This window comes from Pseudoalteromonas apostichopi (assembly GCF_030297135.1).
In the GTDB taxonomy this organism is placed as follows: Bacteria; Pseudomonadota; Gammaproteobacteria; order Enterobacterales; family Alteromonadaceae; genus Pseudoalteromonas; species Pseudoalteromonas apostichopi.
On sequence record NZ_AP028065.1, the window covers coordinates 533,924 to 559,604 of the forward strand.

A 25,681-nucleotide genomic window follows, 5' to 3' on the forward strand; every position below is an offset into this window, starting at 1 on the left:
AAGTAAAAGCCTAGCATCCCCCGCTAGGCTTTTTTGTTTATAAATTTATAACCAAGTAGTACTAACCAAAAACCAGCAAAGAAGCCAGTTAATAAGTAAAGCAAGGCAGCCATGTTGGTAAGGGGCGATACCATCACTAAAGCCAATGGCGTAAGCACGCCTAAAATAAAGAAAATACCGCCTTTACCTGACCAATAGCCTAGCAGCAATATTGAACAAACTATGCCGCCAGCTAGCGCATAAAAAAGTGTGTTTAAAGTCAGTTCTGTATAGGCAAAACCAGCAATAACAGCCACTAACACAGATAACACAAAGCCTAGTGGTGCTTTATTAACTAGCGATAAACCTACATGTGGTTGTTCACTCATAGGGTGTCTCCCAGATAATTCCATCTTCAACACTGTGCTGCTCACTAACAAAGTAGCCAACAACTTGCACAAGTTGATCATTATAAAAAATAAGTGGTGTCTGCGCACGAAGCCAAGGGGCAACTTTGGCATCTTTAAACCAATGTTTTAAGGTATTTGAGCCAGGTTTATGCAAAGGCTTTATGCGCGCTTGTGGTTTATTAAATTCAACCCTTACTCGCTCATCTTTTTGAGGTTTCCTAACACCTTTGCCCGCTTTGACAATTAATTTGCGGCCATCTGTAAGTTCAACGCTCTGCAAAGCAATATCCATTGCCTGTGGTATTGCTTGCTCCGTCACAAAGTACAAATATTGCTGATGACGACGAACATCGCCGCTTTGCAAACAGATTTTTAACTGCGCATCGGCTTTTGCCGTTAAGCCTTGCTCGATAATTTGCTGCAGTTGATTTTCAGAAGGTAACTGATACGTAAACTGATTAAGCCACGCACGCACTAGGTTAGCTTGTCTGGGCTTACTAAAATCAGCAATTGCCGCACAACTTAAGCCTTTATACTTATTTTGACAGTTTGCAAGATCGTTTTGGGTATACTCATCAAGTAACGATTGCTGTTGCTGTAACAGTCGAATACTACGCGCTGCACTTTTTTCAAAGCCTTGAAAGCGTTCAGTTAAAGTAGGCATTACCTGATGACGTAAAAAATTACGGTCAAAGCGTTCATCAACATTTGAGTCATCGGTGATGTGGGTAATGGCAAACTCATCGGCAAACTGCTCTATTTGCTCACGAGTAATATCTATCAGTGGCCTAAAGCAAACTCGCCCAGAAGCTAATAATCGCTTTTGTTGCATCGATGCCAAGCCCTGTAAGCCTGAGCCGCGTTTAAGCCGTAATAAGAAAGTTTCAAGTTGGTCATTTAAGTGCTGACCAAGCAGAATAACACTACCAACCAAACAGTGCTCATCGAGAGCTTGGTATCTTGCCTCTCGAGCTTGTGCTTCGAGTGAAGTACGCGAGCGTTCAATAATTTCAACCTGCAACGCTTTAAATGTCACACCTAGCTCTTCGCATAGCGATTTACAAAATACTTGCCACTCATAAGCATGTTCACTCAAACCATGATTAACATACACGGCTTCAAGTTCAAGTTCAGGATGCTGTTTTCGAGCTAAGCTCATTAGATGTAATAACACGACAGAGTCAACACCACCTGATAAGGCGACACTAAAGTAGCGTTGCTGAGCGTTCAGCAAAGGCTGTAATTGTGCTAAAAAATGGTGATATAAACCTGATGTTTGCATTAATAACCAATGAGTATATAAGCGCCTGAGTTATCGGCATTATAAAACAAAAAAAGCCGCAAAAGCGGCTTTTTTCATTTATTTGCTGTGTTAGCAATAACCAAACGACATTAAACGCTTGTAACGCTGATCAAGCATTTCATCAAGTGAAAGGCCTTGTAACTCAGCAAGATCACGCTTAAGTTGGTTTTTAAGGTTACGAGCCATGGCATCATAATTGCGATGTGCGCCACCTAGCGGCTCATCAATTACGTTGTTGATTAAATCAAGCTCTTTAACACGTGCAGCAGTTACACCCATTGCTTCTGCAGCTAATGGTGCCTTGTCTGCGCTTTTCCATAAGATTGATGCACAACCTTCTGGCGAAATAACTGAGTAAGTGCTGTATTGCAACATGTTAACGCGGTCACCCACACCAATTGCTAATGCACCACCAGAACCACCTTCACCGATCACAGTACAGATGGTTGGTACTTTTAATGCAGCCATTACTTTAAGGTTACGAGCAATAGCTTCACTTTGACCACGCTCTTCTGCACCAACACCTGGGTATGCACCTGGCGTGTCGATGAATGTCATGATTGGCATTTTGAAACGCTCAGCCATTTCCATTAAGCGTAGTGCTTTACGGTAACCTTCTGGCTTTGGCATACCAAAGTTGCGTTTAATTTTTTCTGCAGTATCACGACCTTTTTGTTGGCCAATAACCATCACTGGTTGACCATCAAAACGTGCAACACCGCCTAAAATAGCTGGGTCGTTAGCAAAAGTACGGTCGCCTGCTAGTTCGTCAAATTCCGTGAAAATACGCTCGATGTAATCACGAGTATAAGGACGCAACGGATGACGGGCTAACTGAGAAACCTGCCAAGCACCTAATTCAGAGAAAATTTTCTCTTTCATTTCAGCACTTTTCTCTTTTAATCGACTGACTTCCTCTTCTAATCCAAGGTCTAATTCGCCAGCGCGGCTTACATTTTGTAATTCTTCAATTTTTGCTTCTAATTCTGCAATTGGAAGCTCAAAATCAAGATAATTGAGGCTCATGCTCTAAACTACCTAATTAATTAAATTCTAGTTCTACATCTTGCGCCGCCATAAGCGATAACTTGTGAATTAAGTCATCGCTCGGCGTAACACACCATTCGGTTCCTAAAGTAATCTCAGCCAACGCATCCGGACGTTGATAGAATACTTTAATAGGACAAGTACCAAACTTATAAGGTTCCAGTACTTTTTGTAAATTATCGAAGAAGTTCGCCTCGATCTGCACCATATTTAAGGTCATTTTAATCGCTTTTATACGTTTTTCTCGCGCCTCAGCGATGGTGCATATGTCTCTAGCGGTCATTGTAATGCCACCGGAGAAGTTATCAAAGCTGACCTGTCCTGATATTACCAAGATATTGTTTACTTGCAGCAAATCTTGGTACATTTCAAACTGTTCTGGGAATAAGCGTACATCAATACGGGCACTCTTGTCATCTAAAGTTACAAGACCCCAACGATTTCCCTTTTTGTTTATCAGGGTTCGGGCAGAAATCACTAAGCCTGCAGCTGTGGACTGCACATCGCGATTAGTTGGCTGTAAATCGACTAGTCTTCCCGTTGTATAGTGTTTTAACTCTTTACGATACTGATTAATTGGGTGGCCAGTTAAATACAGGCCTAAGGTTTCTTTCTCACCATCAAGCCACTCATTGTCGGTTAAATCGGTTGCTTTAATGAATGCTTGTTCAACTTCATCTGGCTCTGTCGCAAGTAAACCAAATAAATCTGCCTGCCCTAGTGACTCAGCCTTATGATGCTGATCGGCTGCTCGCATTGCATCTTTTAAACTAGCCAATAAGGTAGCACGACCAGGCTGTGTCTTATCTGGGCCAAGTTGATCGAGTGCTCCGGCATAAATAAGCTTTTCAACAACACGCTTATTTAAACGCTTTAAGTCAACACGGGCACAAAAATCAAATAAGTCTTTAAACGGACCACCTTCGCTACGAGCTTCTAAAATAGCTTCAACAGGCGCCTCACCGACCCCTTTAATCGCACCGATACCGTAGACAATTTCACCTTGTAGATTAACCGTAAACTTGTACTCACCGGCATTTACATCTGGTGGAAGCAAGGTCAGTTTCATGTTTTCACATTCATCTACCAAGGTAACAATTTTATCGGTGTTATCCATATCCGCCGACATTACCGCAGCCATAAACTCTGCTGGGTAGTGGGTTTTCATCCACAGTGTTTGGTACGATACTAAGGCATAAGCAGCTGAGTGAGATTTGTTAAAACCATAACCTGCGAACTTCTCTACCAAGTCGAAGATTTTCATTGCAAGTTCGCCGTCAACTCCGTTATTAACAGCTCCTTCTTCGAAGGTTGAACGTTGCTTTGCCATCTCCTCTGGCTTTTTCTTACCCATCGCACGACGCAACATATCAGCGCCACCAAGCGTATAACCTGCTAGAACCTGCGCAATCTGCATTACTTGTTCTTGGTATAGAATGATACCGTAGGTTGGCTCTAATATTGGCTGCAGACTTTCATGTTGCCATTGAACATCTGGGTAGGATATTTCTTCTCGACCATGCTTACGGTCGATAAAGTTATCTACCATGCCTGATTGCAATGGACCTGGGCGGAATAGTGCTACCAGTGCGATCATATCTTCGAAACAGTCGGGTTTCAGACGGCGAATCAAATCTTTCATACCACGAGATTCTAGCTGGAATACCGCGGTGGTTTCGGCGCGTAGCAGTAACTCAATACTTGGCTTATCATCAAGAGGAATAGCGTTGATATCAACCGGCTCTTTCCCCTCTCGGGCTAAGCGCTCATTAGTCATATCAAGCGCCCACTGCAAGATAGTTAACGTTCTTAAACCTAAGAAGTCGAACTTAACTAAGCCAGCCGTCTCAACATCGTTTTTATCAAATTGCGTTACTGGGAATTTACCTTCATCATCACAATAAAGGGCCGCAAAGTCAGTGATAGTAGTTGGAGATATTACAACACCACCAGCGTGTTTACCGGCATTACGTGTACACCCTTCAAGGATGCGACACATATCGATAAGTTCTTTTACCTCTTCATCACCGTCGTAGGCTTCTTGTAAACGTGGCTCAACATCAAAGGCTTTAGCTAAGGTCATACCCGGATCGCCCGGTACTAATTTCGAAATACGATCAACAAAGCCGTAAGGGTGACCTAATACACGGCCTACGTCCCGAATAACCGCTTTTGCGGCCATGGTACCAAAAGTGATGATCTGAGATACCGCGTCACGACCATAAAGCGCCGCTACGTGATCGATTACCTCATCGCGTCGGTCCATACAGAAGTCGACGTCAAAGTCGGGCATTGAGATACGCTCAGGGTTCAAGAAACGTTCGAATAGTAAGTCAAATTCTAACGGATCAAGGTCGGTAATCTTTAGTGCATAAGCAACTAGCGAACCAGCACCAGAACCACGCCCTGGTCCTACCGGAATATTGTTATCTTTACTCCACTGGATGAACTCCATTACGATCAAGAAGTAACCAGGGAACCCCATTTGGTTGATTACCTCGAGCTCTATTTTTAGACGCTCATCATACTCAACACGTTTTTCTTTACGCTCTTGCTCATCGGGGAATAAAAACTGTAAACGCTCTTCAAGACCATCTTCAGAAACCTTTACCAAGAAGTCGTCAATTTTCAGCGATCCAGTTGGATAATCTGGTAAGAAGTAAGTCCCTAGCTGCACGGTCACATTACAGCGCTTGGCAATTTCAACGGTGTTTTCTAACGCTTCTGGAATATCGCTAAATAGCTCAGCCATTTGCTCCGCTGTTTTAAGATATTGCTGCTCAGAAAAGCGTTTTGGTCTACGTTTATCTTCTAATGTGTAACCGTCATGGATTGCAACTCGGATTTCGTGGGCTTCAAAGTTTTCTGGTTTTAAAAACACTACTTCGTTAGTTGCCACCACGGGTAACTGCTCTTTTGCGGCAAGCTCAACAGCTAGGTGTAAATAGTCTTCTTCTAAAGCACGCTCAGTACGAATAAGCTCAATGTAATAATGATCGCTAAAATGCTGCTTATAAAAGCTAACTACCGATTCAATGAGCCCAGGGTTACCTTTTAATAGGGCTTTACCTAAGTCACCATCTTTCGCACCAGATAATAAGATTAGGCCATTTTTGTGCTCCACCAGCCATTCACGGTCAACCACAGGGCGATGAAATAAATGTCCGCGCTGATATGCTTTAGAGATCAATAAAGTAAGGTTTTTATAGCCTTCGTTATCTTTCGCTAAGATGGTAATACGACTAGGTTCGTCTTCAAATTCAGGGCTTCTTAACCAAAAATCAGCGCCGACAATTGGCTTAATACCGGCACCATGGGCAGCACCATAAAAACGCACCAAACCACATAAGTTCATCTGATCGGTAATAGCCAATGCAGGCATTTGCAGCTCTTCTGCTTTAGCTACAATCGGCTTAGTTTTAGCTAGACCATCCACCATTGAGAAATCTGAGTGAACACGTAAGTGAACAAATTGCGGCGCTGGCATTACAATTGCTCTCCTTTTAACGCCAAAATGCGCTGAACAGGTTTAAAGCTTTTACGATGTTCTGCAATTGCACCGTATTGTTCGAGTGCCGCAAAGTGCGCTTTAGTCGGATAGCCTTTGTGGCCTGCAAAGCCATAATCAGGATAACGCTTATCAAGCTCAATCATTTCATCATCACGGGCAACTTTAGCTAAAATAGAAGCAGCTGAAATCTCTTCGACCAAGCTATCGCCTTTTACTACCGCCTGTGCTGGAACTGTCAGTTGGCTTGGCACACGGTTGCCATCAATAAAAACAAACTCAGGTTTAACACTTAAGCCTTCAACTGCGCGACTCATTGCTAGCATAGTGGCGTGCAATATATTTAATTCGTCAATTTCACTTGGGCTACAGCGACCAATGGCATAACACAGCGCTTTTTCTTTTATTTCTGCAGCCAATAATTGACGTTTTTTGTCTGATAACTTTTTAGAATCGGTTAAACCTGCAATAGGCTTATTTGGGTCGAGTATCACCGCAGCGGTAACAACATCACCGACCAATGGACCACGGCCAACTTCATCTACACCAGCAATATAATTAACATTCGGTCGTTCAATTTGCATTTAGTAACTCCGCGACTGCTGCTGCAGCTTGTTCATTGGCATTTAATCTTATGTCTTTATGGATGGCTAAAAAGCGCGCTTTTAGTTCACTGTTATCCGTATTCAACATAGGTGTTAGCGCAGCTGATAAGTTATCAACATTACACTCTGCTTGTAGGTATTCTGGTACTAGTTCTTCATTGGCTAATAAGTTAGGCAACGAGAAATATTTAATGTTAAAAGTGAATAATGTTTTGAATATCCAATAACTCATAGGCTTAATTTTGTAGCCCACGACCATCGGCTTTTTATACAACATGCCTTCAAGTGTTGCGGTTCCTGAGGCAAGTAAAATGGCATCCGCTGCTTGCATTGCAAGGTTTGACTGACCATCCAATAATTGCAGTTTTAGCTCAGGAGCTGTTTTTTCTAAAATTTCACAAAACTGTGCTTTTCGTTTCTCATTAACTAATGGCACCACAATTTTAAGATCAGGATTTTGTGCTTGTAGTTTAGATGCCGTTTCGATGTAGGTTTCGCTTAAAAGCCCCACTTCAGAACCACGGCTACCCGGTAATAACGCTAGCACTTTATCTGTTTGTGCTAAACCAAGTTTGTTACGAGCCTCGGTTTGGTCATGCTCAAGTGCAATATCATCGGCAAGCGTGTGCCCAACAAAAGTACATGGTACACCGTGTTTATCGTAAAAGGCTTTTTCAAACGGTAATAATGCCAACACTAAATTTGTGGCTGCACTGATTTTATGAATACGTTTTTCACGCCACGCCCACACTGATGGACTAACATATTGTACTGTTTTAATGCCTGCTTCTTTTAGCGGTTTTTCAACACGTAAATTAAAGTCAGGCGCATCAATACCAATAAATACATCCGGTGGATTGTCGATAAAATGTTGCACTAATTGTTTGCGTATTTTAAGTAAGCGAGGTAACCGGCCAAGTACCTCAACTAAACCCATTACCGATAATTCATCCATATCGAATAATGTTTTACAGCCAGCCGCTTGCATACGCGGGCCCGCAATCCCTTCAAATATGGCATCCGGAAAACGGCGTTTAAGTGCTTTTATTAGCCCTTCACCTAAAATATCACCAGATAACTCACCTGCCACCAAGGCAATACGTAACGGCTTTGTATGTTCTTTCATTCGTTGATAATTCGCAACTTTTGGCACTAATAAAAATGAGTTTACCGTGTTTTAGCAGTCGGATAAATGTCACAGAGTTAATAAATACTAGAAATCGAAATTAGCATGCTTACTTGCTCAATGATTGAGCTTCTTAAGCGCGAATCGTGCAAGTTTATTGCCGCTTGCTAAAAAAAATATATGAAAAAGAATAAAATAAGCCATAGCTAACAGGCTTTTTATAACGATTAAATATTTGAAATTTTAGAGTTTTATCTCTAATCTGTAGAAAAGATGAACATAATTAATTCATCTTTATTTCATATTTTCCTATTGACTAAAATGAATACAGGTTTACTATTTGCAAAGTTTCAATAATTACTGAAACTTTATAACCGATAATTTGTCGTGTCTACCGCACCCGCTAACAAGGAGCTTAACAATGATAGATGAAACATTTGTGGATCTATCGCGATTGCAATTTGCAATCACTGCCCTATTTCACTTCCTATTTGTCCCACTTACCTTAGGTATGACGTGGATTTTGGTGATCATGGAATCCGTTTACGTGATGACTGGTCGAGAAATTTATCGTGATATGACTAAGTTCTGGGGTAAGTTATTTGGTATTAACTTTGCGATTGGTGTGGCCACAGGCCTTACCATGGAGTTTGAGTTCGGTACCAACTGGTCTTATTACTCTCACTATGTGGGCGATATTTTTGGTGCTCCACTAGCGATTGAAGGCTTAATGGCTTTCTTCTTAGAATCAACTTTTGTGGGTATGTTCTTTTTAGGCTGGGAACGACTGACACGACGCCAGCATCTTGCTGCAACCTTCTTGATGGCATTAGGTACTAACTTATCTGCGCTATGGATTTTAGTAGCAAATGGTTGGATGCAGAACCCGGTAGGTGCTGAATTTAATTACCAAACCATGCGTATGGAAATGACCAGCTTTGCTGAATTGGTATTTAACCCAGTCGCACAAGTTAAGTTTATTCATACCGTATCAGCAGGCTATGTTGCAGCATCTATGTTCGTACTTGGTATTAGTAGCTGGTACATCTTAAAAGGTCGCGACCTTGCTTTTGCAAAACGCTCGTTCTCGGTCGCGTCAGGTTTTGGTTTAGCGTCTATTCTTTGTGTTATTTTACTTGGTGATGAATCTGGCTACGAAGTTGGCGAGGTGCAAAAAGTAAAACTCGCTACCATTGAAGCTGAGTGGCACACCGAAGAAGCCCCTGCTGCATTCACACTGGTAGGTATTCCTGACTCTGAAGAGCAAGTAACCCACGCTGCTGTTAAAATTCCATATGCGCTAGGTATCATTGCAACGCGCTCAATTGATGAGCAAGTAACAGGCATTAAAGACCTCGAAGCACAGCATGAAGAGCGTATTCGTAATGGCATGATTGCATACGAATACCTAGAGAAGCTTCGTGGTGGTGAAGACACCCCTGAAAACATTGCTAAATTCGATACTTTAAAAGCTGATCTTGGCTATGGTTTGTTACTTAAGCGCTACACACCTAACGTGGTAGATGCAACAGAAGAACATATTCAAAAAGCAGTGAAAGACTCAATCCCTCAAGTTGGCCCTATGTTCTGGTCATTTAGAATCATGGTTGGCTGTGGTGTCATTATGCTTGGCGTATTTGTTCTGGCGTTTTATTACAATGCACACCGTATTATTGAGCAAAAGCGTTGGTTACTCTGGGCTGCAGTATGGAGTATTCCACTTCCTTGGATTGCCATTGAGTTTGGCTGGATTGTTGCAGAATACGGTCGCCAACCTTGGGCAATTTCAGAAATTCTACCGACCTTCTTGGCAACCTCGTCGCTGACGGTGAATGACTTATTGATTAGTATTACTGGTTTCTTAGTATTCTATACAGGTCTAGCTGCAGTTGAAGGCTGGTTGATGCTGCGCTTTGTTAAACAAGGTCCAAGCTCGCTTCATACCGGTAAATATCACCATGAACTTGCCAAAGCGGATTCACTTGTAAGCGAAGGAGCTCAGTCATGATTTTTGATTACGAAACACTAAAACTAATTTGGTGGCTGTTAATTGGTGTATTACTGATTGGCTTTGCAGTGACCGATGGTATGGATATGGGCGTGGCAATTTTGCTTCGCCTGGTTGGTAAAACTGATGTTGAACGCCGTACAGTAATTAACACCATTGGCGCTCACTGGGATGGAAACCAAGTATGGTTCATCACCGCAGGTGGTGCCCTCTTTGCTGCTTGGCCTATGGTGTATGCAGCCGCATTCTCTGGCTTTTACTTTGCAATGATGCTGGTGTTATTTGCGCTATTTTTCAGACCGCTTGGTTTTGATTACCGCTCAAAAATAGATTCACCACGCTGGCGTAATAACTGGGATTGGGGCCTGTTTGCAGGTAGCTTTATTCCAGCACTCGTATTTGGGGTTGCCTTTGGTAACCTATTACAAGGTGTGCCTTATCATATCGATGATCTACTACGTGTTAGCTACCAAGGTTCATTCTTTGCGTTATTGAACCCGTTTGCCATCGTCGTTGGTCTCGTTAGTGTACTTATGCTAGTTGGTCATGCGGGTATGTGGTTGCAACTTCGAACTGATGCAGAAGTAGCAAAACGTTCAGCACAATATGGCCAATATGCACTTATGGCGTTTATTGTATTATTTGCCTTAGCAGGTGTGTGGGTATCTCAAATTGACGGTTATAAAATCGTTAGCATGGGCGATACACAAGGCTTTGCAAATCCATTGGCTAAAACAGTAACTCAGGCACCTGGTGCATGGCTTGATAACTATACAAAAATGCCATTAACAATGCTGTTCCCTGCTCTTGCTTTTATCATGGCTGCACTGGCAATTGTGTTATCTAAATTACAAAAACCAGCGATGGCACTTATCGCTTCAAGCTTAATGCTAGCAGGTGTGATATTGACTGCGGGTATGTCAATGTTCCCGTTCGTTATGCCTTCGAGCAATAACCCAAATATTAGTCTAACTATGTGGGATGCAGTTTCGAGCCATATGACATTAAACGTGATGTTTTTCGCTGCCGTTATTTTTGTACCACTTATTCTTATTTACACGACATGGTGTTATGTGAAAATGTGGCGCAAAGTAACCATCAATGAAATTGAAAACAACACCCACGGTAGCTATTAAGGAGATTTAAATATGTGGTATTTTGCCTGGATATTAGGTGTTCTATTAGCCTGTACTCTTGGGGTGATTAACGTAATGTGGTACGAATTTCACCAACATAAAGATTCTATCGCTGATGATGAGCTAGAGCTGTACGCGAGACTCAAAAACAACGATGACAACTAAACCCCGACCAAATCGCGCGCAGCAGCAAACGCTGCGCGCTTTTTTAAAGCAGTATAGTCAGTCCGCTTCAGGACTTCTTAAATTAAGCATTAGTCTGGGTACACTCAATGCCCTATTAATGATTGCCTCTTGTTATCTTCTTGCAAACGCTGTTCATCAAGTCATGTTTGAGCAAGCAGACTTGCAAGCTGTAACCCCCTTGTTATGGCCTCTTGCTGGACTTATCTTACTACGCGCTGTGCTTGTTGCTCTTAGTGAGCGAGTAAGTAACCTTGCCGCATTAAAAATAAAAAACGTGATGCGCAATACATTACTTGAAAAGTTAACCAAACTTGGTCCGGCCTATAGTGAACAAAAAGGACATGGCGCAACGCTTAATACATTACATAATGGTGTTGAAGCGCTGCATCAATACTACGCAAACTACATTCCCAGCGTGGCATACAGCGCACTGATCCCTTTGGCTATATTAGTAGTGATTTTTCCAACCGATTACAAAGCTGGGCTCATTTTTCTTTTAACAGCCCCGCTTATCCCATTTTTTATGATTTTAGTGGGCCATAAAGCTGAGCAGCTCAACCAAGAACGTTGGCAGCAACTTGCTGTACTCGGCAATTACTTTTTCGACCGTCTACAAGGGCTTACTCAATTAAAACTATTTAATGCAACCAAGCGTGAGCTAAATAGTATCAGTCAGATTTCTGATGATTACCGTGGTGCAACCATGGGAGTATTGAAAGTTGCCTTTTTATCTTCTTTCGCACTTGAGTTTTTAGCCACTATTAGTGTTGCACTTGTTGCAGTGATCATTGGCTTTAGACTGTTTTTTGGTACGCTCGATTTTGCCACCGGATTTGTAGTGCTATTACTGGCTCCTGAGTTTTACTTACCACTTCGACAAATGGGCACTCATTACCATGCAAAGCTCGAGGGTATTAGCGCCGCTGCTGATATGGTCGACATAATTAATCAGAGCGACGCCGATGAACATTTAGGTTCCTCTAAACTTGAGTTACCGCTAAAAGACATACAACTGAGTGCGCTTAGCTACCACTATCCCGAAACAAATGAAGGGGTGACTGATATAAACTTAACCCTTCCTAAAAAAGGCCTAATTGCATTTGTGGGTGAAAGTGGCTCTGGTAAAAGTACCTTATTTGATTGCCTATTGGGTTTTCATCATCAAGCCAGCAGTGCCATTATCATTAACGGACAGCAACTAAGCACTATTGCTTTACATGATTGGCAAGCCCAACTTGCGTGGATCCCACAACAAGCCACGTTATTTTATCGAACTGTTGCAGACAATCTGAGATTAGCTAAACCAGATGCAAGTCAAACAGAACTCGACGAGGCCGCAATGAGAGCAGGTGCGCTAGAGTTTATAAACGCCTTACCTGATGGATTTAATACCTTATTAGGTGAGCACGGAGAAGGCCTCTCTGGGGGGCAAAAGCAGCGCATAGCCCTTGCCCGTGCGTTTTTAAAGAATGCCCCTGTGCTAATGCTTGATGAGCCTACAGCGCACTTAGACAGCCAAACAGAGCGCCTAATCAATCAGGCAATTCAAGATTATGCAAAAAACCATCTCGTGTTGGTTATTGCTCACAGGCTTAATACGGTAAAACAGGCGGATAATATTTACGTAATGCAACAAGGTCAAATTGTTGAATCTGGTCATTATCAGCAACTCATTGAACAAGCAGGCCTCTTTGCTAAACTCGTGAGCCAAGGTGAAGCCCATGCATAACTTTATACGCTTATTAAAGCTATGCAAGCCTCATGCTGGCATGCTGTTACTGGGTGCTTTTTTAGCAAGCTTAACGGTACTTGCTAACGTTGGCTTACTCGCTATTTCGGGCTGGTTTTTAGCAGCCATGGCAGCCGCTGGTATTGCCGGAGTGCAGATGAATTACTTTACTCCAGCTGGGGTGATCCGCTTTTTAGCGATAGTACGCACAGCTTCACGTTACGGTGAGCGGATGATAACTCATAATGCCACCTTTTTATTACTGAGCGAATTTCGCGTAAAAATGTTCAGGACCCTCAGCCAGCTAAACAACGTTGACTTAGCAATGAGTCGTAGTAGCGATTTGTTTAACCGCCTGCAAAACGATGTTGATGCGCTAGATAAGTTTTACCTAAATGTGCTGCTTCCCATTATCGTCGCGATTATCAGCATCCCTATCGTAATGGCATTTATGGCTATGTATAGCGCTGAGGTTGCATTAGTCTGCTTTATTTCACTGATGATTATTGGCGTACTGCTACCAGCAATATTAAGCCGTAAACTTCACAAACAAGCAGATAAAGAAACACAAATTTCAGCAGAGTTAAGGTCTGAACTTGCCGATACTCTAAAAGGTGCAAGAGAGCTTGCTGTTTATCAAGCACAAGAAGCGCAATTAACCCATTGTGACTCACTGAGTAAGCAATACAACAGCCAGCTCTATAACCGTCACAAAGCCGTTGCAAACAGCAATGGCTTAAGCACTTTGGTGATACAACTTACCATGCTAGCCAGTGTATTTATGATAATTCCGCTGGTTGCAATGGGAACCATGAAAAACGTTGAACTGGCGATGCTCGCGTTATTTGTATTAGCAAGTTTTGAAACAGTGCTCACCTTGCCCACTGCATTTATCGAGTTGCCACTCACCCTGAGTGCTGCAAAGCGACTGTTTGCACTTGAAGATAAGCACAGCAGCCATCTAAGTAAACAGCAAAACAGCTTAGCTCACCAATCTGCAATTGGTCTTGAACTGGCTGCGGTGAATTACCAATACGCAGGAGCGAAAAACAAAGCTCTTAATAATATCAATTTTGTGATTACACCGGGGAGTAAGCTTGCGCTAGTGGGTGCCAGTGGCAGTGGCAAAACTACCCTTGTTAACTTACTCACAGGCCTTTGGCCAAAGCAATCAGGCTCATTAAAATTCATTACAGATCAAGGTACCTTTGAACTAGAAAGCATGACGGCTGCAACACGCTTTAAGCAGCTGACAATTGTTGCTCAGCAACATCATATTTTTGATGGTACGCTTCGTGAGAATCTTCGCTATGCAGCGCCAGAGGCGACTGATGAAATGCTTATTGAAGCCTGTGAACAAGCTGAACTTGGCTCTTGGCTAAACAACTTAAAGACCGGCCTTAATACCCGTTTAGGCACCGCGGGAAGAAAACTTTCACATGGTCAGTCACGTCGAATCGCCATTGCCCAAGCCCTATTAAGGGAAGGTAATTTAATTGTTCTTGATGAACCAACAGAGAGCCTAGATAACCATACCAAGCAGAAATTGCTCACTACGCTTGAAAAAATATGGGCCGATAAAACTATGCTGACCATTACTCACGATCCAGAAATGCTAAGTCGTGTTGACAAGGTTATTTGGTTAGAACAAGGACAAGTAAGAGCGCTTGCAAGTCATGCTGAATTAGTGGCGAATGAAGCTGATTACGTGGAGCTTATCACCCGTTTTTAATCGAGTCGCTCAACTGTGACGTCAATCACACCTTGCTTTACAGAGGCAATTTGTGAGAACGCCTTTTTTGATAAATCGATAATACGACCGCGGATAAATGGGCCGCGGTCATTAATGGTAACAATCACACTTTTATTGTTACTAATATTGGTGACCTTTACTCTGCTGCCAAAGCCAAGCGTCTGATGAGCCGCGCTCAATGCCTGTTGATTAAACACCTCTCCACTTGCTGTAGTTCGGCCATGGTATTTATCAGCGTAATAACTGGCTTTGCCTTTTTCAATCACTCCTTTAGATACCGAAGGCGCACTACTACAACCAGTTATAATTAAGCTTAATAATGCAAAGAGGATGAGTTTGTTCATATTATATAATCCTTTTTCTTACCATAAAGGTAGCAAGCGCTTATACCAATTCGCTTAATTAAATGGTCTATTTTGAGGCAATAAAACCTCGTTGATAACAAGGCAAAAATTTCGTTATTTAGTTGTTCTAAATCAGAAATTTTTAACGCAGGTAGCGACAGGTTTGATCCCTCAAAATGATTAAGTATTTTTGCGGATTGGTATTAGCAAAACCTGAACTATAAAACAAAAAAGCCACCTTACGGTGGCTTTTAGTCTATCGCTTATTTAGCGAATAATTCCGCGCTCAGAGCTTTTCACAAAGTCTATCATCAGCTGAACAGCTGGGTACTTCGCAGCATCTTCGCTTAGCTCAGCGATTGCTTCTTCAACACCTAAGCTCTTACGGTAAAGTGTTTTATATGCACGACGTGTGGCCATGATTTCATCGCTTTCAAAACCTCGGCGCTTCATGCCTTCAGTATTGATTGCTACAGGGCCCGCCGGCGTACCAATAGTTGTTACAAATGGCGGTACATCTTTATTAACACCTGAGTACATACCAACAAAGGCATGAGAACCGATTTTACAGAACTGATGCACACCAGAATTACCTGCAAGGATCACCCAATCACCTACATGAACGTGGCCAGCAACAGAGGCATTGTTAGCAAAAATAACGTTATCGCCCACGACTGCATCATGTGCAACGTGTGTGTAAGCCATGAATAGGTTATTGCTACCAATTTTTGTCACACCTTGATCTTGAATTGTACCTCGGTGAATAGTTGCACACTCACGGATCACGTTGTTGTCACCAATAATCAAGGTTGTTGGCTCATTAGCGTACTTTTTATCTTGGCAAGCTTCACCAACCGAAGCAAATTGGAAAATATGGTTACCAGAACCAATCGTCGATGGGCCTTTTACAACCACATGAGATTCGATGATACAGTTATCACCAATAGTTACATCGTTACCGATATAGCTATAAGGGCCAACTGATACGTTATTTCCAAGTTTTGCACCTGGTTCGATTATTGCCGTAGGATGGATCACTATTAAAACTCTCTTCTCGCACACATGATTTCGGCAGTACACACTACTTTGCCGTCAACTTTTGCTTCTGCTGCAAATTTCCATATATTGCGGCGCTCTTTTACAAACTCTACATGCAAATGCATGGTATCACCAGGTAATACCGGCTGTTTGAATCGCGCATTGTCGATCGCTGCGAATAAATATAGTTCGTTATCACTGCGATTTTCTACTGTCTTAAAACCAAGTAAGCCAGTTGCTTGTGCCATTGCTTCTAAAATCAACACACCTGGAAAGATAGGTTGATTAGGAAAATGACCCGTAAAAATAGGTTCGTTCACTGTTACGTTTTTTATAGCATGTAACGACTCGCCTGGCGTGTAATCAAGTACACGGTCAACAAGTAGCATCGGGTAACGATGCGGAAGTAAACTCAAGATATCTTGGATATCAAGACTATTTAATTCATTTGCCAAAATAGCATCCTTATTTGTCTTCAATATTGAGTGACTTTGTCAGTAACTCAAGTGCTTTAATGCGGTCTTTCATATCGCCAAGGTTACGGATATGGGCAATACTACGTCGCCATTCTTTATTGGTTAAATGTGGCAAGCCTGAAGAATAAATTCCAGGTTCTGTGATTGCCTTAGTCACCATACTCATGCCAGTGATTATAGCACCATCACATACGCTAATGTGACCATTAATTGCAACCATGCCGCCAATCTGACAATTCCTACCGATCACTGTGCTGCCAGCAAATACCGTGCAACCAGCAACCGCTGTACCTGAACCGATCTCGACATTATGCGCTATTTGACATTGATTATCGATAATTACATTGCTGTGGATGATAGTATCGTCTAGTGCGCCACGGTCAATCGTGGTAGACGCACCTACCTCAACCTTATCACCGATTATAACTCGACCAAGTTGCGGTATTTTCACCCATTCGCCACGCTCGTTAGCGTAACCAAAACCATCACTGCCCACGACCGTATTCGCTTGGAATAAACAGTCACTGCCAATTTCAACTTCATGGTAAACGCTAACATTTGCCCAAAGCTTTGTGCCTTGACCTATTTTTGCTTGCTCACCGATAAAACAGCCTGGGCCAATCTGCACATTGTCAGCAATAACAGCACCCGCTTCAATTACCACATTGGCTGCGATCGCGACATTATGGCCAATAGAGGCTGAATCGTGAATGACTGCACTTGGGTGAATACCCGACACTGCAGAGCGCGGTGTGGTGTCCATCAATTGAGCGAGCTTTGCGTAACAAACATAAGGGTTTGCAACAACAAGTTTATTACCTGAAAAGTACTCAGCGTCTGCTGGTGACAAAATCACTGCACTTGCTTGAGTATCATCTAATTGCGAGCGATATTTCTTGTTCGCTAAAAATGCAATATGCCCATGTTGGGCATTTGCAAGTGTAGATATTTTTTTAATCTCTGTGGCGCCGTCACCTTGAAGGTCAGCGCCCAGAAGATCCGCTATCTGCGAAAGCGTGTAGTTTTGCATATATGATTTCTATTGCTTACTTACTTTTTCAACAACTTTACTTGATAAGTCATCGACAGTTTTAGGGTTAACATAAATCGTTGTTTCTTTAACTTTAACTTCATCGAATTTGCCAGCTTTTGCGACTTCTTCGATTGCATCCAAGATTAGCTTTTGAACTTTAGCTAGTTCTTGGTTTTGACGCATTTTGATTTCTTGCTCTAAAGGACGACCTTTTTCTGCAAGCTGCTGTTGCATACCTTGAATCTTAGTACGTAATTCATCTTTTTGCTTATCGCTCATTGTTGTCGCTTCACGCTTGAACTTTTCAGCTTCAAAACGAATATCACCTTGAAGCTTTTCAAGCTCTTGACGACGCTCAGAGAATTCAGCTTCTAGCGTTTGCTCTACTTTTGCCATTTGTGGGATTTGCTTGTAGATTTCTTGCATATCAACAATACCTACTTTGTGCGCAAATGCGTTAGTAGATAGACCCATAGATAAGGTAGCAAGTAGTGCAAAAGCTGTTGATTTAATTGATTTATTCACGAAAGAACTCCTTTAGAATGTATTACTAATGTTAAAGCTGATGGTCTTCGTATCGTCATCTTCTTCTTTTTGCAATGGATACGCAAAACTGATCAGCATTGGACCCATTGGAGAGATCCATTGTAGAGAAAGACCGGTTGAAACCCTAAAGCGCATTGGATCTGAATAATCATCCAATTTTGCACGCTGATCTGTTGACAGGTTTTGATAACGGTCAATATTAAACTCTGTATCCCATACGTTAGCTGCATCTACGAAGAAGCTGGTACGTACAGAGCTGGTGTTTTCTTCATCTAAGAAAGGTGTTGGAACAATTAGCTCCATCCCTGCTACCGCTTTGGCGTTACCACCAATTCGGCCTGCTGTGTAAAGTTGATCAAATTCTGATGCACCACCAATGCTACCAGTCGTAGTGCCATCAGGTAATGGTGTACCAGGAATATTTTGCGGAACACGCGATACAGCCCGTGGCAAAATCGTATTTCGATCGAAGCCACGTAATTCCATCTCAGTGATTCTGAAGAACTCTTGGAACGGTAGTGTTTGGTCATAACCATTCGTTGTTCCATAACCATTACCATAGCCAAGTGCTGCACGAGTTGAAAATACCCAACGATGGTCATTACTGATTGGCCAGTAGAAACGCGAGTCGTAGTTTAACTTAAAGTACTGTAAATCAGAGTTCGGGGTTGTTGCTGTTAAGTTAAGTGATTGGCGCGAACCTGCTGTTGGGAATAAACCACGGTTAACAGTAACACGTGACCAACCTGCGCTTAACTCGTACTTGGTAAAATCAAAGCCAGCATCTGGATTTTCAGGATCTAAGAAAGTTTCACGAATAACACGTGTTTGCTCATATTCAGCAATATCAGATAACTCTTCTTGCACCCAACGGACACCAAAGTTAATACGGTTTACAGCATCAATTGGGAAGCCAATATTAGTACCAATACCATAACTCTTTGACTTATAGTCGATTAGGCTGAACTTGCTCGCATCATAGTTGCTGTAGAATATACTACTACCTTGCGATACACCGTCTGGAGTAAAGTAAGGGTCTGTGTAAGAAACGCTGACACGCTCAGAACCACGTGAAGTATTAATGTTAAAACCAATTTGGTTACCAGTACCTAAAAAGTTTGACTCACTCACACCAATGTTAAATTGCAGACCCAAATAAGAACCATAAGCAAGACCAGCATTGAAGCTACCTGCAGATTGTTCTTTAACAGTAAAGTCAACATCAACTTGGTCATCAACACCAGGGACTGGAACAACATTGAAATCAACGCTTTCCATATAAGGTAAACGCTGGATTTGTAGCTTAGAGCGCTCAAGGCTTTGGTTTGATAGCCACGCACCTTCAAGCTGTGTCATTTCACGACGTACAACTTCATCAGAGGTATTTTGGTTACCACCCACAATAATACGACGAACATAAACACGCTTGCCTGGGTTTACTGATAACGTTAGCTGAACTTCTTTATTTTCGTCATCAATCTCTGGGATTGTTCGTACTTCAGCATTAGCATAACCAAAACGTGCTAAGTAGCTTTTAATAAACTCTTCAGAAGAAGTAACCACAGAGCCATTATAAAGCTCGCCAGTTTTCAGCGGAATAACACTTTTAATTAGTTCTTCACGACCTAGCAAGTCACCAATAAAGTCAAAGCCTTTAACTTTGTATTTAACACCTTCGGTAATATTCGCTGTAACATACACAGAATCACGCTCAGGGCTTACTGATACTTGTGTTGAATCGATATTAAAGCGTAAGTAACCACGGTCAAGGTAGTAGCTGCGAATTTTTTCTAAATCGCCTTCAATGGTTTGCTTTTGATAACGGTCGCTAGACATGAATTGCCACCACGGCAGATCTTGCTGAGACTCTGCTAACTTAAGCAATTCTTCATCAGAGAATAATTCGTTACCAACTAGGTTAATCTGACGAATTGAAGCTGCATCACCTTCATCAAATTCAAACATTAGTTTTACACGGTTACGCGGTAACTTAATGATGCTTACATCCACTTTTGCATTGTATTTACCAATACTATGGAAAAATTCAACTAAGCCTTTTTCAATGTTATCAAGGACTGTTTTATCAAGCGGCTCACCAGTACGGATATCTTGCTGGTCTAGCGACTCATTTAGCTGCTCATCTTTGATGTCTTTATTGCCATCAAATTCGATCATGCTGATCGTTGGGCGCTCAGTCACTCGGAAGATAACACTGTTGCCATCACGTAACGCTTTAATATTGTCAAAGTGACCTGAACGATAGAGAGCCTTTATGGTTCTTGAAATTGTGTACTCATCAATATTATCGCCCACGTTGATAGGAATATGTGTTAACGCAGCACCGAGTGCAACACGTTGTAAGCCTTCAACTTTTAAATCATCTACAATAAAGGAGTTTTGGCCTAGGGCTGCAAAGCTAGCACCTAATAAACTTGAAACTGCCAAATGTTTTTTTATAGCCATTTTGTTATCTTTATCCTTTACAACTGTATTACCGCTCAACACCTTATAAATTTAACTTTTGCGGTGTTTTACAATCGTGTTCAAATTGGAATTTTTCGCTTATTTGTTATAAACGCGATACATCATTGAACAATGCGAAACATGTTAAAAACAGAAGCAGCAAGGCCCCCACTTTAAAACCAAATTCTTGCGTCTTTTCAGAGACCGGTTTTTTGCGAAAAAGTTCAATTATGTAATACATTAAGTGCCCACCATCTAGCACTGGCAGCGGTAATAAGTTAAATACGCCAAGGTTTACACTGATTAATGCTAAAAAGCTTAAAAATGCAACCAAGCCATAGCTTACGCTAGTTCCCGCACCAACTGCAATGCCCACCGGACCACTTAAATTTTTAACCGATACCTGACCGGTAATTAAATTACCAATCATATCAAAACTAAGAGTAATTAAACGCCATGTTTCGTGTATGCCCAGCACAATACTATCGACAGGGCCATAATGTCTAGTTTCAATATAGTTTTCTGGCCATGGCTCAACCACCGGAGACACACCTAGAAAGCCCTGTGCAACACCAGCATCATTAGTTCTGCTTTGTGGCGTCACTATTAGCTCTTTTATACTATCTTGCCTTTGTACACTAAATTGTAAGGATTTGTTAGGTGATTGCTGAATTAGTGAAACTAACTTGGTCCAACTGCTGATATTTTCACCATTTACGGCAATGATTTTGTCATCAACTTGTAAGCCAGCAGCCTCAGCCGCCGAACCTTTACTGATCATGGCCACTTGTAAAAGTGCTTTAGGGCGAAATGGTACAATACCAATTGAGGTTAATGGCGGAACATCTTGTTGATCTAATTTCCAGCCATCTAGGTTGAGTGTACGTACGTGCTTTTGATAATTCTGGTCACGAAGCGTTACCACAACACTTTTTTCACCTAAACGGCTCATTAGCGAGAATGTTGCATCTTGCCAAGTGTTGATATCGTCTTCACCGATTTTGATAATTTGCTGGTTTGGTTCAATATTGGCAGCAGCTGCACGGCTACCTTGCGAGACCTCGCCAACGACAGGTTTTAACGACTGTACGCCCACCATATACATCACTGCAAGAGCAAAAATAGCAAATAAAAAGTTCGCCATCGGACCTGCAGCAACAATAGCAATACGTGCTTTAACTGATTTGGCATTAAATGATAAATGACGCTGCTCTGGCGGAACTTCGTCAACTCGCTCATCAAGCATTTTGACATAACCACCTAATGGAATCGCCGCAATCACATATTCTGTTTTGTGTTTGTCATACCATTTTATCAATGGCTTACCAAAGCCAATCGAGAAACGTAGTACTTTAACACCTGCTTTACGAGCGACCCAGAAGTGACCATATTCATGTACAGTTACTAAAATACCAAGCGCAAGGATAAATGAACCAAGGTTCCAGAAAAAATCAAACATGCTAGTCGAAGCCTCTTTTTACAAACTCAGTAGCCTTTAGGCGTGCCGCTTGGTCACAAGCTAAAATCTCTTCAAGTGTTTGCACGTTAATGCCTTGTGTAGCATTGAGTGTTTCTGCGTTGATTCGGTAAATATCCGTAAAGCCTATTTGACCATCTAAAAATGCAGCAACAGCTATTTCATTAGCTGCATTTACTGTAGTAGTTGCACCTTGCCCCATTTCACACGCATCAATTGCGAGTTTTAAATTAGGGTATCTCGCATAATCAGGCTTGGTGAAAGTAAAGTCTGCCATTTGTGAAAAATCGAGAGGTTTTACACCTGCATCAACGCGATCAGGAAATGCTAAAGCATGCGCTATAGGAGTGCGCATATCAGGATTACCCATTTGCGCAAGCACAGAGCCATCTTGATATTGCACCATAGAGTGAATAATGCTTTGTGGGTGAATTACCACTTCAATATCACTAGCATGGCAGTTAAACAACCACTTAGCTTCAATAAACTCGAGGCCTTTGTTCATCATGGTTGCTGAATCAACGGAAATCTTTTGTCCCATTGACCAGTTAGGATGAGCCACCGCTTGTGCAACAGTTACTGATGATAACGTAGCTATGTCGCGCTTTAAGAAAGGACCGCCAGAGCCAGTTAATAAAATTTTACTCACGCCATTGTCAGCCAGTAAGCCCGACGCATTTTGTAGTGATGCTGGCATACATTGGAAAATAGCATTATGTTCACTGTCGATAGGCAGCAAAGTTGCGCCATGCTGTTTAACTTTATCGATAAACAACTGACCCGACATGACTAGAGATTCTTTATTTGCTAACAGCACTTTTTTGCCAGCTTCAACCGCACTTAAAGTCGGGAGCAGGCCTGCAGCACCAACTATAGCTGACATCACAGTATCAACATCTGCATGAGCAGCTAGTTCACTCATAGCCTCAACACCCGCTAGCACTTGTGTGTTACATGAACTGTTAGCGAGTAAGTTCGAAAGTGCTGAAGCGGCTTGTTGGTCAGCCATGACAGCAAATTTAGGTTGATGCGCGATACACAGCTCAGCCATTTGATCGGCATTTTTACCGGCTGCTAATGCAAAAACCGTAAAACGCTCTGGGTTTCTAGAAACAACATCTAAGGTGCTTAAACCGATTGAACCAGTTGCGCCCAATACGACAAGTTGCTCTATTTTGCTCATAAACTCAGTGTCCATGCGTAGCAAAGTACAAAAATAGGCGCAGCTGCGGTAAGGCTATCGATACGGTCTAAAATACCGCCATGACCTGGTAAACATGAGCCACTGTCTTTTAAACCAACTTCTCGTTTGAACATGCTTTCGAGTAAATCACCTACCGCTGAGAATAATGCGATAAATGCAGTCATCACCGCATAGATGGGCCAAACACTCATATCAACATTAGTGAAGTGACAAAATATTAAGACAAAAATAACTGAGGCCACGACCCCACCTAATAAACCTTCTATCGTTTTATTAGGACTTACTTTTGGCATTAACTTGCGTTTACCAAAATTTTTGCCGGTAAAGTAAGCACCAATATCAGCGCTCCATACAATTCCTAGCACAACTAAAATCAGCATTGAACCAAAATGTGTTGACTCGTTGTAACCTGCGCTACGCAGTGTATTTAGTGCAAGCCAAAGCGGTACTAAAGTTAAAACCCCTGCTATGGCGCGCATCACAATACCTTCATTCCATGCTTTTGCCATTGCTGGATAGCGCCAAACTAAGTAAGTTGCCACAATCCACCAAGCAAATGACAGGGTAAATAAATAATTTGCATCACCCACTAATTGACCATTTTGCCAAAGTGATTCTATTGGCCAATGCCAGTTAAGTAATGCCAAAAATGCCGCTGTTGCTGCAACAAATCCAAAACGTTTAACTTTATCGCACAGGCCCATAAATGCAGACCATTCCCATGCACCGAGTAAAACAATACCGGCGGCGATATAACTAAATAGTGTTAATGGGGTATAAAAAACCAAAATAAGTGCAAGTGGTGCCAACACGAGCGAGGTTAAAATTCGTTGTTTTAGCAATGTGTGTACCTTCAACTAGTAATTAGGTCTCGGCGAGTAATTGTTTTATTTGTTCGCCTGTACAACCGAATCGTCGCTCTCTGGCAACGTAACATGCGATAGCGTCAGCAAATGCAGCTTCATTGAAGTCTGGCCAAAGCGTATCAGTAAAGTAAAGCTCAGCATAAGCCGCTTGCCATAAAAGGAAGTTACTGATGCGTAAATCTCCACCGGTGCGGATCATTAAATCAAGTTCACCTTGATCGGCCATACTCATTTGTTCGGCCATGAGCTCTTCAGTAATATCTTCTGCGGCCATTTCACCGGCTGCGACTTTTTTCGCAAGCATTGTTGCGGCGTTAGTGATATCCCAACGTCCGCCATAATTAGCTGCCACGTTTAACTGTAGACCCGTATTATTACGAGTTAATTCATGGGCTGCATCAACTTTCTCGCGCAGACCTTCTGAAAAGCGTGATAAATCACCAATTATGTTTAGCTTTACATTATTTTTATGAAGCTTTTTAACTTCTTTGCCCAGTACGAATAAAAACAGCTCCATAAGCGTATTTACTTCGTCCTCTGGACGTCGCCAATTTTCGCTACTAAATGCGAATAGTGTTAACGACTGTATACCTAAGCGAGTACAAAATTGCACTGATTGACGAACTGCATCAACGCCCTTTTTGTGTCCGTAAACACGCGGGCGATTTTTCGCTTGTGCCCAACGTCCGTTGCCATCCATGATTATAGCGACATGCTTAGGCAAACTTTGCTGGGAAATTTTATCAGCGTTAAGAACCATAAATATCGAGTATTCCATAAAAAAACGCCGTCTAGTATACCCTAGACGGCGTTTCAAAACTAATAAATTTAGTTGCGCCTGTTTACTTACAGAATCAGTGTCTGAAAGATAAACAGCAGCAATTAGATTTCCATTAGCTCAGCTTCTTTTGCAGCTAATTGTGCATCCATCTCTTTGATGAACTTATCTGTAAGCTTTTGGATCTCGTCTTCTGCTTGACGTGCTTCATCTTCAGAAATATCTTTTTCTTTCAATAAGCTCTTAATGTCGCCATTTGCGTCACGACGGATGTTACGTACAGCAACACGGCCGCTTTCAACTTCGCCACGTACGATTTTGATTAGGTCTTTACGACGCTCTTCTGTAAGTGGAGGAAGTGGAACACGGATAACTGTACCTGCAGACATCGGGTTTAAACCTAAATCTGAAGCCATGATCGCTTTTTCTACTGCTTGCGCTAATGACTTGTCGAACACGCTAATTGCAAGTGTACGTGAGTCTTCAATTGTTACGTTAGCAACTTGGTTTAATGGTGTGTCAGCACCGTAGTAAGACACTTGAATACCATCAAGTAATGCTGGGTGCGCACGGCCTGTGCGAATTTTAGATAATTGACTGCCTAGTGCCGCAACACTTTTTTGCATACGTTCTGACGCATCTTTTTTGATATCGTTAATCACGGTT

22 protein-coding genes are annotated in these 25,681 nt (G+C 42.1%); 5 read left to right on the forward strand and 17 right to left on the reverse strand.

Annotated features, from left to right (window positions below; translation table 11 throughout):
* Nucleotides 1-23: 23 nt before the first annotated feature.
* The 6 genes from QUE86_RS02410 to lpxB all read right to left on the reverse strand — a co-directional run bounded on the left by QUE86_RS02410 (nt 24) and on the right by lpxB (nt 7,978).
* Complete coding sequence (locus tag QUE86_RS02410; protein WP_130051033.1) at nt 24-368, reverse strand: hypothetical protein; 345 nt, start codon at nt 366-368, stop codon at nt 24-26.
* Nucleotides 361-1,671, reverse strand: a complete 1,311-nt coding sequence (gene tilS, locus QUE86_RS02415) for a tRNA lysidine(34) synthetase TilS (protein WP_130051032.1) — start codon at nt 1,669-1,671, stop codon at nt 361-363. The genes QUE86_RS02410 and tilS overlap by 8 nt, the downstream gene beginning before the upstream one ends.
* A gap of 90 nt (nt 1,672-1,761) precedes the next feature.
* Complete coding sequence (gene accA / locus QUE86_RS02420) at nt 1,762-2,718, reverse strand: acetyl-CoA carboxylase carboxyl transferase subunit alpha (protein ID WP_130051031.1); 957 nt, start codon at nt 2,716-2,718, stop codon at nt 1,762-1,764.
* A 16-nt stretch (nt 2,719-2,734) separates the two neighbouring features.
* Nucleotides 2,735-6,226: a DNA polymerase III subunit alpha gene (gene dnaE / locus QUE86_RS02425; RefSeq protein WP_130051030.1), complete on the reverse strand. Its 3,492-nt coding sequence runs from the start codon at nt 6,224-6,226 to the stop codon at nt 2,735-2,737.
* Nucleotides 6,226-6,831: a ribonuclease HII gene (rnhB, locus tag QUE86_RS02430; protein WP_130051029.1), complete on the reverse strand. Its 606-nt coding sequence runs from the start codon at nt 6,829-6,831 to the stop codon at nt 6,226-6,228. The genes dnaE and rnhB overlap by 1 nt, the downstream gene beginning before the upstream one ends.
* The gene (gene lpxB, locus QUE86_RS02435; RefSeq protein WP_178927204.1) at nt 6,821-7,978 is read right to left on the reverse strand and encodes a lipid-A-disaccharide synthase; all 1,158 of its coding nucleotides are present in this window, start codon (nt 7,976-7,978) and stop codon (nt 6,821-6,823) included. Before lpxB ends, rnhB begins: the two co-directional genes overlap by 11 nt.
* Before the next feature lie 421 nt (nt 7,979-8,399).
* Between lpxB and QUE86_RS02440 the strand changes: the two genes are divergently transcribed.
* From QUE86_RS02440 to cydC, 5 genes are read left to right on the forward strand one after another with little or no spacing between them, the layout of a single operon-like run.
* Nucleotides 8,400-9,986 carry a cytochrome ubiquinol oxidase subunit I gene (locus QUE86_RS02440; protein WP_130051027.1) on the forward strand — a complete coding sequence of 529 codons (1,587 nt, stop codon included), beginning with the start codon at nt 8,400-8,402 and terminating at the stop codon, nt 9,984-9,986.
* Nucleotides 9,983-11,122, forward strand: coding sequence for a cytochrome d ubiquinol oxidase subunit II (gene cydB, locus QUE86_RS02445; protein ID WP_130051026.1), 1,140 nt, complete (start codon nt 9,983-9,985; stop codon nt 11,120-11,122). Before QUE86_RS02440 ends, cydB begins: the two co-directional genes overlap by 4 nt.
* 12 nt (nt 11,123-11,134) lie before the next feature.
* Nucleotides 11,135-11,287 (forward strand): cytochrome bd-I oxidase subunit CydX, encoded by a 153-nt coding sequence (gene cydX / locus QUE86_RS02450; protein WP_036969707.1) that lies wholly within the window; start codon nt 11,135-11,137, stop codon nt 11,285-11,287.
* Nucleotides 11,277-13,037, forward strand: a complete 1,761-nt coding sequence (gene cydD / locus QUE86_RS02455; RefSeq protein WP_286258979.1) for a thiol reductant ABC exporter subunit CydD — start codon at nt 11,277-11,279, stop codon at nt 13,035-13,037. The genes cydX and cydD overlap by 11 nt, the downstream gene beginning before the upstream one ends.
* Nucleotides 13,030-14,769: a thiol reductant ABC exporter subunit CydC gene (gene cydC / locus QUE86_RS02460; RefSeq protein WP_286258982.1), complete on the forward strand. Its 1,740-nt coding sequence runs from the start codon at nt 13,030-13,032 to the stop codon at nt 14,767-14,769. The genes cydD and cydC overlap by 8 nt, the downstream gene beginning before the upstream one ends.
* Here the strand turns inward: cydC and QUE86_RS02465 are convergent.
* From QUE86_RS02465 to frr, 11 genes are all read right to left on the reverse strand, one after another.
* The gene (locus QUE86_RS02465) at nt 14,766-15,134 is read right to left on the reverse strand and encodes a septal ring lytic transglycosylase RlpA family protein (protein WP_167658374.1); all 369 of its coding nucleotides are present in this window, start codon (nt 15,132-15,134) and stop codon (nt 14,766-14,768) included. The genes cydC and QUE86_RS02465 overlap by 4 nt on opposite strands.
* A 267-nt stretch (nt 15,135-15,401) precedes the next feature.
* Complete coding sequence (gene lpxA, locus QUE86_RS02470; RefSeq protein ID WP_054553112.1) at nt 15,402-16,172, reverse strand: acyl-ACP--UDP-N-acetylglucosamine O-acyltransferase; 771 nt, start codon at nt 16,170-16,172, stop codon at nt 15,402-15,404.
* A 2-nt stretch (nt 16,173-16,174) separates the two neighbouring features.
* Entirely contained in the window at nt 16,175-16,627 is a 453-nt protein-coding gene (fabZ, locus tag QUE86_RS02475) for a 3-hydroxyacyl-ACP dehydratase FabZ (RefSeq protein WP_054562040.1), read from the reverse strand.
* A gap of 10 nt (nt 16,628-16,637) precedes the next feature.
* Nucleotides 16,638-17,678 (reverse strand): UDP-3-O-(3-hydroxymyristoyl)glucosamine N-acyltransferase, encoded by a 1,041-nt coding sequence (gene lpxD / locus QUE86_RS02480; protein WP_130051022.1) that lies wholly within the window; start codon nt 17,676-17,678, stop codon nt 16,638-16,640.
* Between the two features lie 9 nt (nt 17,679-17,687).
* The gene (locus QUE86_RS02485; protein ID WP_130051021.1) at nt 17,688-18,206 is read right to left on the reverse strand and encodes an OmpH/Skp family outer membrane protein; all 519 of its coding nucleotides are present in this window, start codon (nt 18,204-18,206) and stop codon (nt 17,688-17,690) included.
* A gap of 12 nt (nt 18,207-18,218) precedes the next feature.
* Nucleotides 18,219-20,690, reverse strand: a complete 2,472-nt coding sequence (gene bamA, locus QUE86_RS02490; protein WP_130051020.1) for an outer membrane protein assembly factor BamA — start codon at nt 20,688-20,690, stop codon at nt 18,219-18,221.
* Between the two features lie 106 nt (nt 20,691-20,796).
* Nucleotides 20,797-22,149: a sigma E protease regulator RseP gene (gene rseP / locus QUE86_RS02495; RefSeq protein WP_286258991.1), complete on the reverse strand. Its 1,353-nt coding sequence runs from the start codon at nt 22,147-22,149 to the stop codon at nt 20,797-20,799.
* Nucleotide 22,150: 1 nt separating this feature from the next.
* Nucleotides 22,151-23,350, reverse strand: coding sequence for a 1-deoxy-D-xylulose-5-phosphate reductoisomerase (gene ispC / locus QUE86_RS02500; RefSeq protein ID WP_286258992.1), 1,200 nt, complete (start codon nt 23,348-23,350; stop codon nt 22,151-22,153).
* Nucleotides 23,347-24,213 (reverse strand): phosphatidate cytidylyltransferase, encoded by an 867-nt coding sequence (locus tag QUE86_RS02505; RefSeq protein WP_286258994.1) that lies wholly within the window; start codon nt 24,211-24,213, stop codon nt 23,347-23,349. The genes ispC and QUE86_RS02505 overlap by 4 nt, the downstream gene beginning before the upstream one ends.
* Before the next feature lie 22 nt (nt 24,214-24,235).
* Nucleotides 24,236-25,015, reverse strand: coding sequence for an undecaprenyl pyrophosphate synthase (gene uppS / locus QUE86_RS02510; protein WP_130051016.1), 780 nt, complete (start codon nt 25,013-25,015; stop codon nt 24,236-24,238).
* A gap of 104 nt (nt 25,016-25,119) precedes the next feature.
* Complete coding sequence (gene frr / locus QUE86_RS02515) at nt 25,120-25,677, reverse strand: ribosome recycling factor (RefSeq protein ID WP_054553121.1); 558 nt, start codon at nt 25,675-25,677, stop codon at nt 25,120-25,122.
* Nucleotides 25,678-25,681: the final 4 nt, after the last annotated feature.

What these genes read in the sequence shown, in the direction of transcription:
- rseP (WP_286258991.1), bottom strand. Translation starts at nt 22,149, where the DNA reads ATGTTTGATTTTTTCTGGAACCTTGGTTCATTTATCCTTGCGCTTGGT.
- cydC (WP_286258982.1), top strand. Translation starts at nt 13,030, where the DNA reads ATGCATAACTTTATACGCTTATTAAAGCTATGCAAGCCTCATGCTGGC.
- cydX (WP_036969707.1), top strand. Translation starts at nt 11,135, where the DNA reads ATGTGGTATTTTGCCTGGATATTAGGTGTTCTATTAGCCTGTACTCTT.
- rnhB (WP_130051029.1), bottom strand. Translation starts at nt 6,831, where the DNA reads ATGCAAATTGAACGACCGAATGTTAATTATATTGCTGGTGTAGATGAA.
- QUE86_RS02465 (WP_167658374.1), bottom strand. Translation starts at nt 15,134, where the DNA reads ATGAACAAACTCATCCTCTTTGCATTATTAAGCTTAATTATAACTGGT.
- uppS (WP_130051016.1), bottom strand. Translation starts at nt 25,015, where the DNA reads ATGGAATACTCGATATTTATGGTTCTTAACGCTGATAAAATTTCCCAG.
- accA (WP_130051031.1), bottom strand. Translation starts at nt 2,718, where the DNA reads ATGAGCCTCAATTATCTTGATTTTGAGCTTCCAATTGCAGAATTAGAA.
- QUE86_RS02440 (WP_130051027.1), top strand. Translation starts at nt 8,400, where the DNA reads ATGATAGATGAAACATTTGTGGATCTATCGCGATTGCAATTTGCAATC.
- tilS (WP_130051032.1), bottom strand. Translation starts at nt 1,671, where the DNA reads ATGCAAACATCAGGTTTATATCACCATTTTTTAGCACAATTACAGCCT.
- lpxB (WP_178927204.1), bottom strand. Translation starts at nt 7,978, where the DNA reads ATGAAAGAACATACAAAGCCGTTACGTATTGCCTTGGTGGCAGGTGAG.
- bamA (WP_130051020.1), bottom strand. Translation starts at nt 20,690, where the DNA reads ATGGCTATAAAAAAACATTTGGCAGTTTCAAGTTTATTAGGTGCTAGC.
- lpxD (WP_130051022.1), bottom strand. Translation starts at nt 17,678, where the DNA reads ATGCAAAACTACACGCTTTCGCAGATAGCGGATCTTCTGGGCGCTGAC.
- ispC (WP_286258992.1), bottom strand. Translation starts at nt 23,350, where the DNA reads ATGAGCAAAATAGAGCAACTTGTCGTATTGGGCGCAACTGGTTCAATC.
- cydB (WP_130051026.1), top strand. Translation starts at nt 9,983, where the DNA reads ATGATTTTTGATTACGAAACACTAAAACTAATTTGGTGGCTGTTAATT.
- cydD (WP_286258979.1), top strand. Translation starts at nt 11,277, where the DNA reads ATGACAACTAAACCCCGACCAAATCGCGCGCAGCAGCAAACGCTGCGC.
- dnaE (WP_130051030.1), bottom strand. Translation starts at nt 6,226, where the DNA reads ATGCCAGCGCCGCAATTTGTTCACTTACGTGTTCACTCAGATTTCTCA.
- QUE86_RS02410 (WP_130051033.1), bottom strand. Translation starts at nt 368, where the DNA reads ATGAGTGAACAACCACATGTAGGTTTATCGCTAGTTAATAAAGCACCA.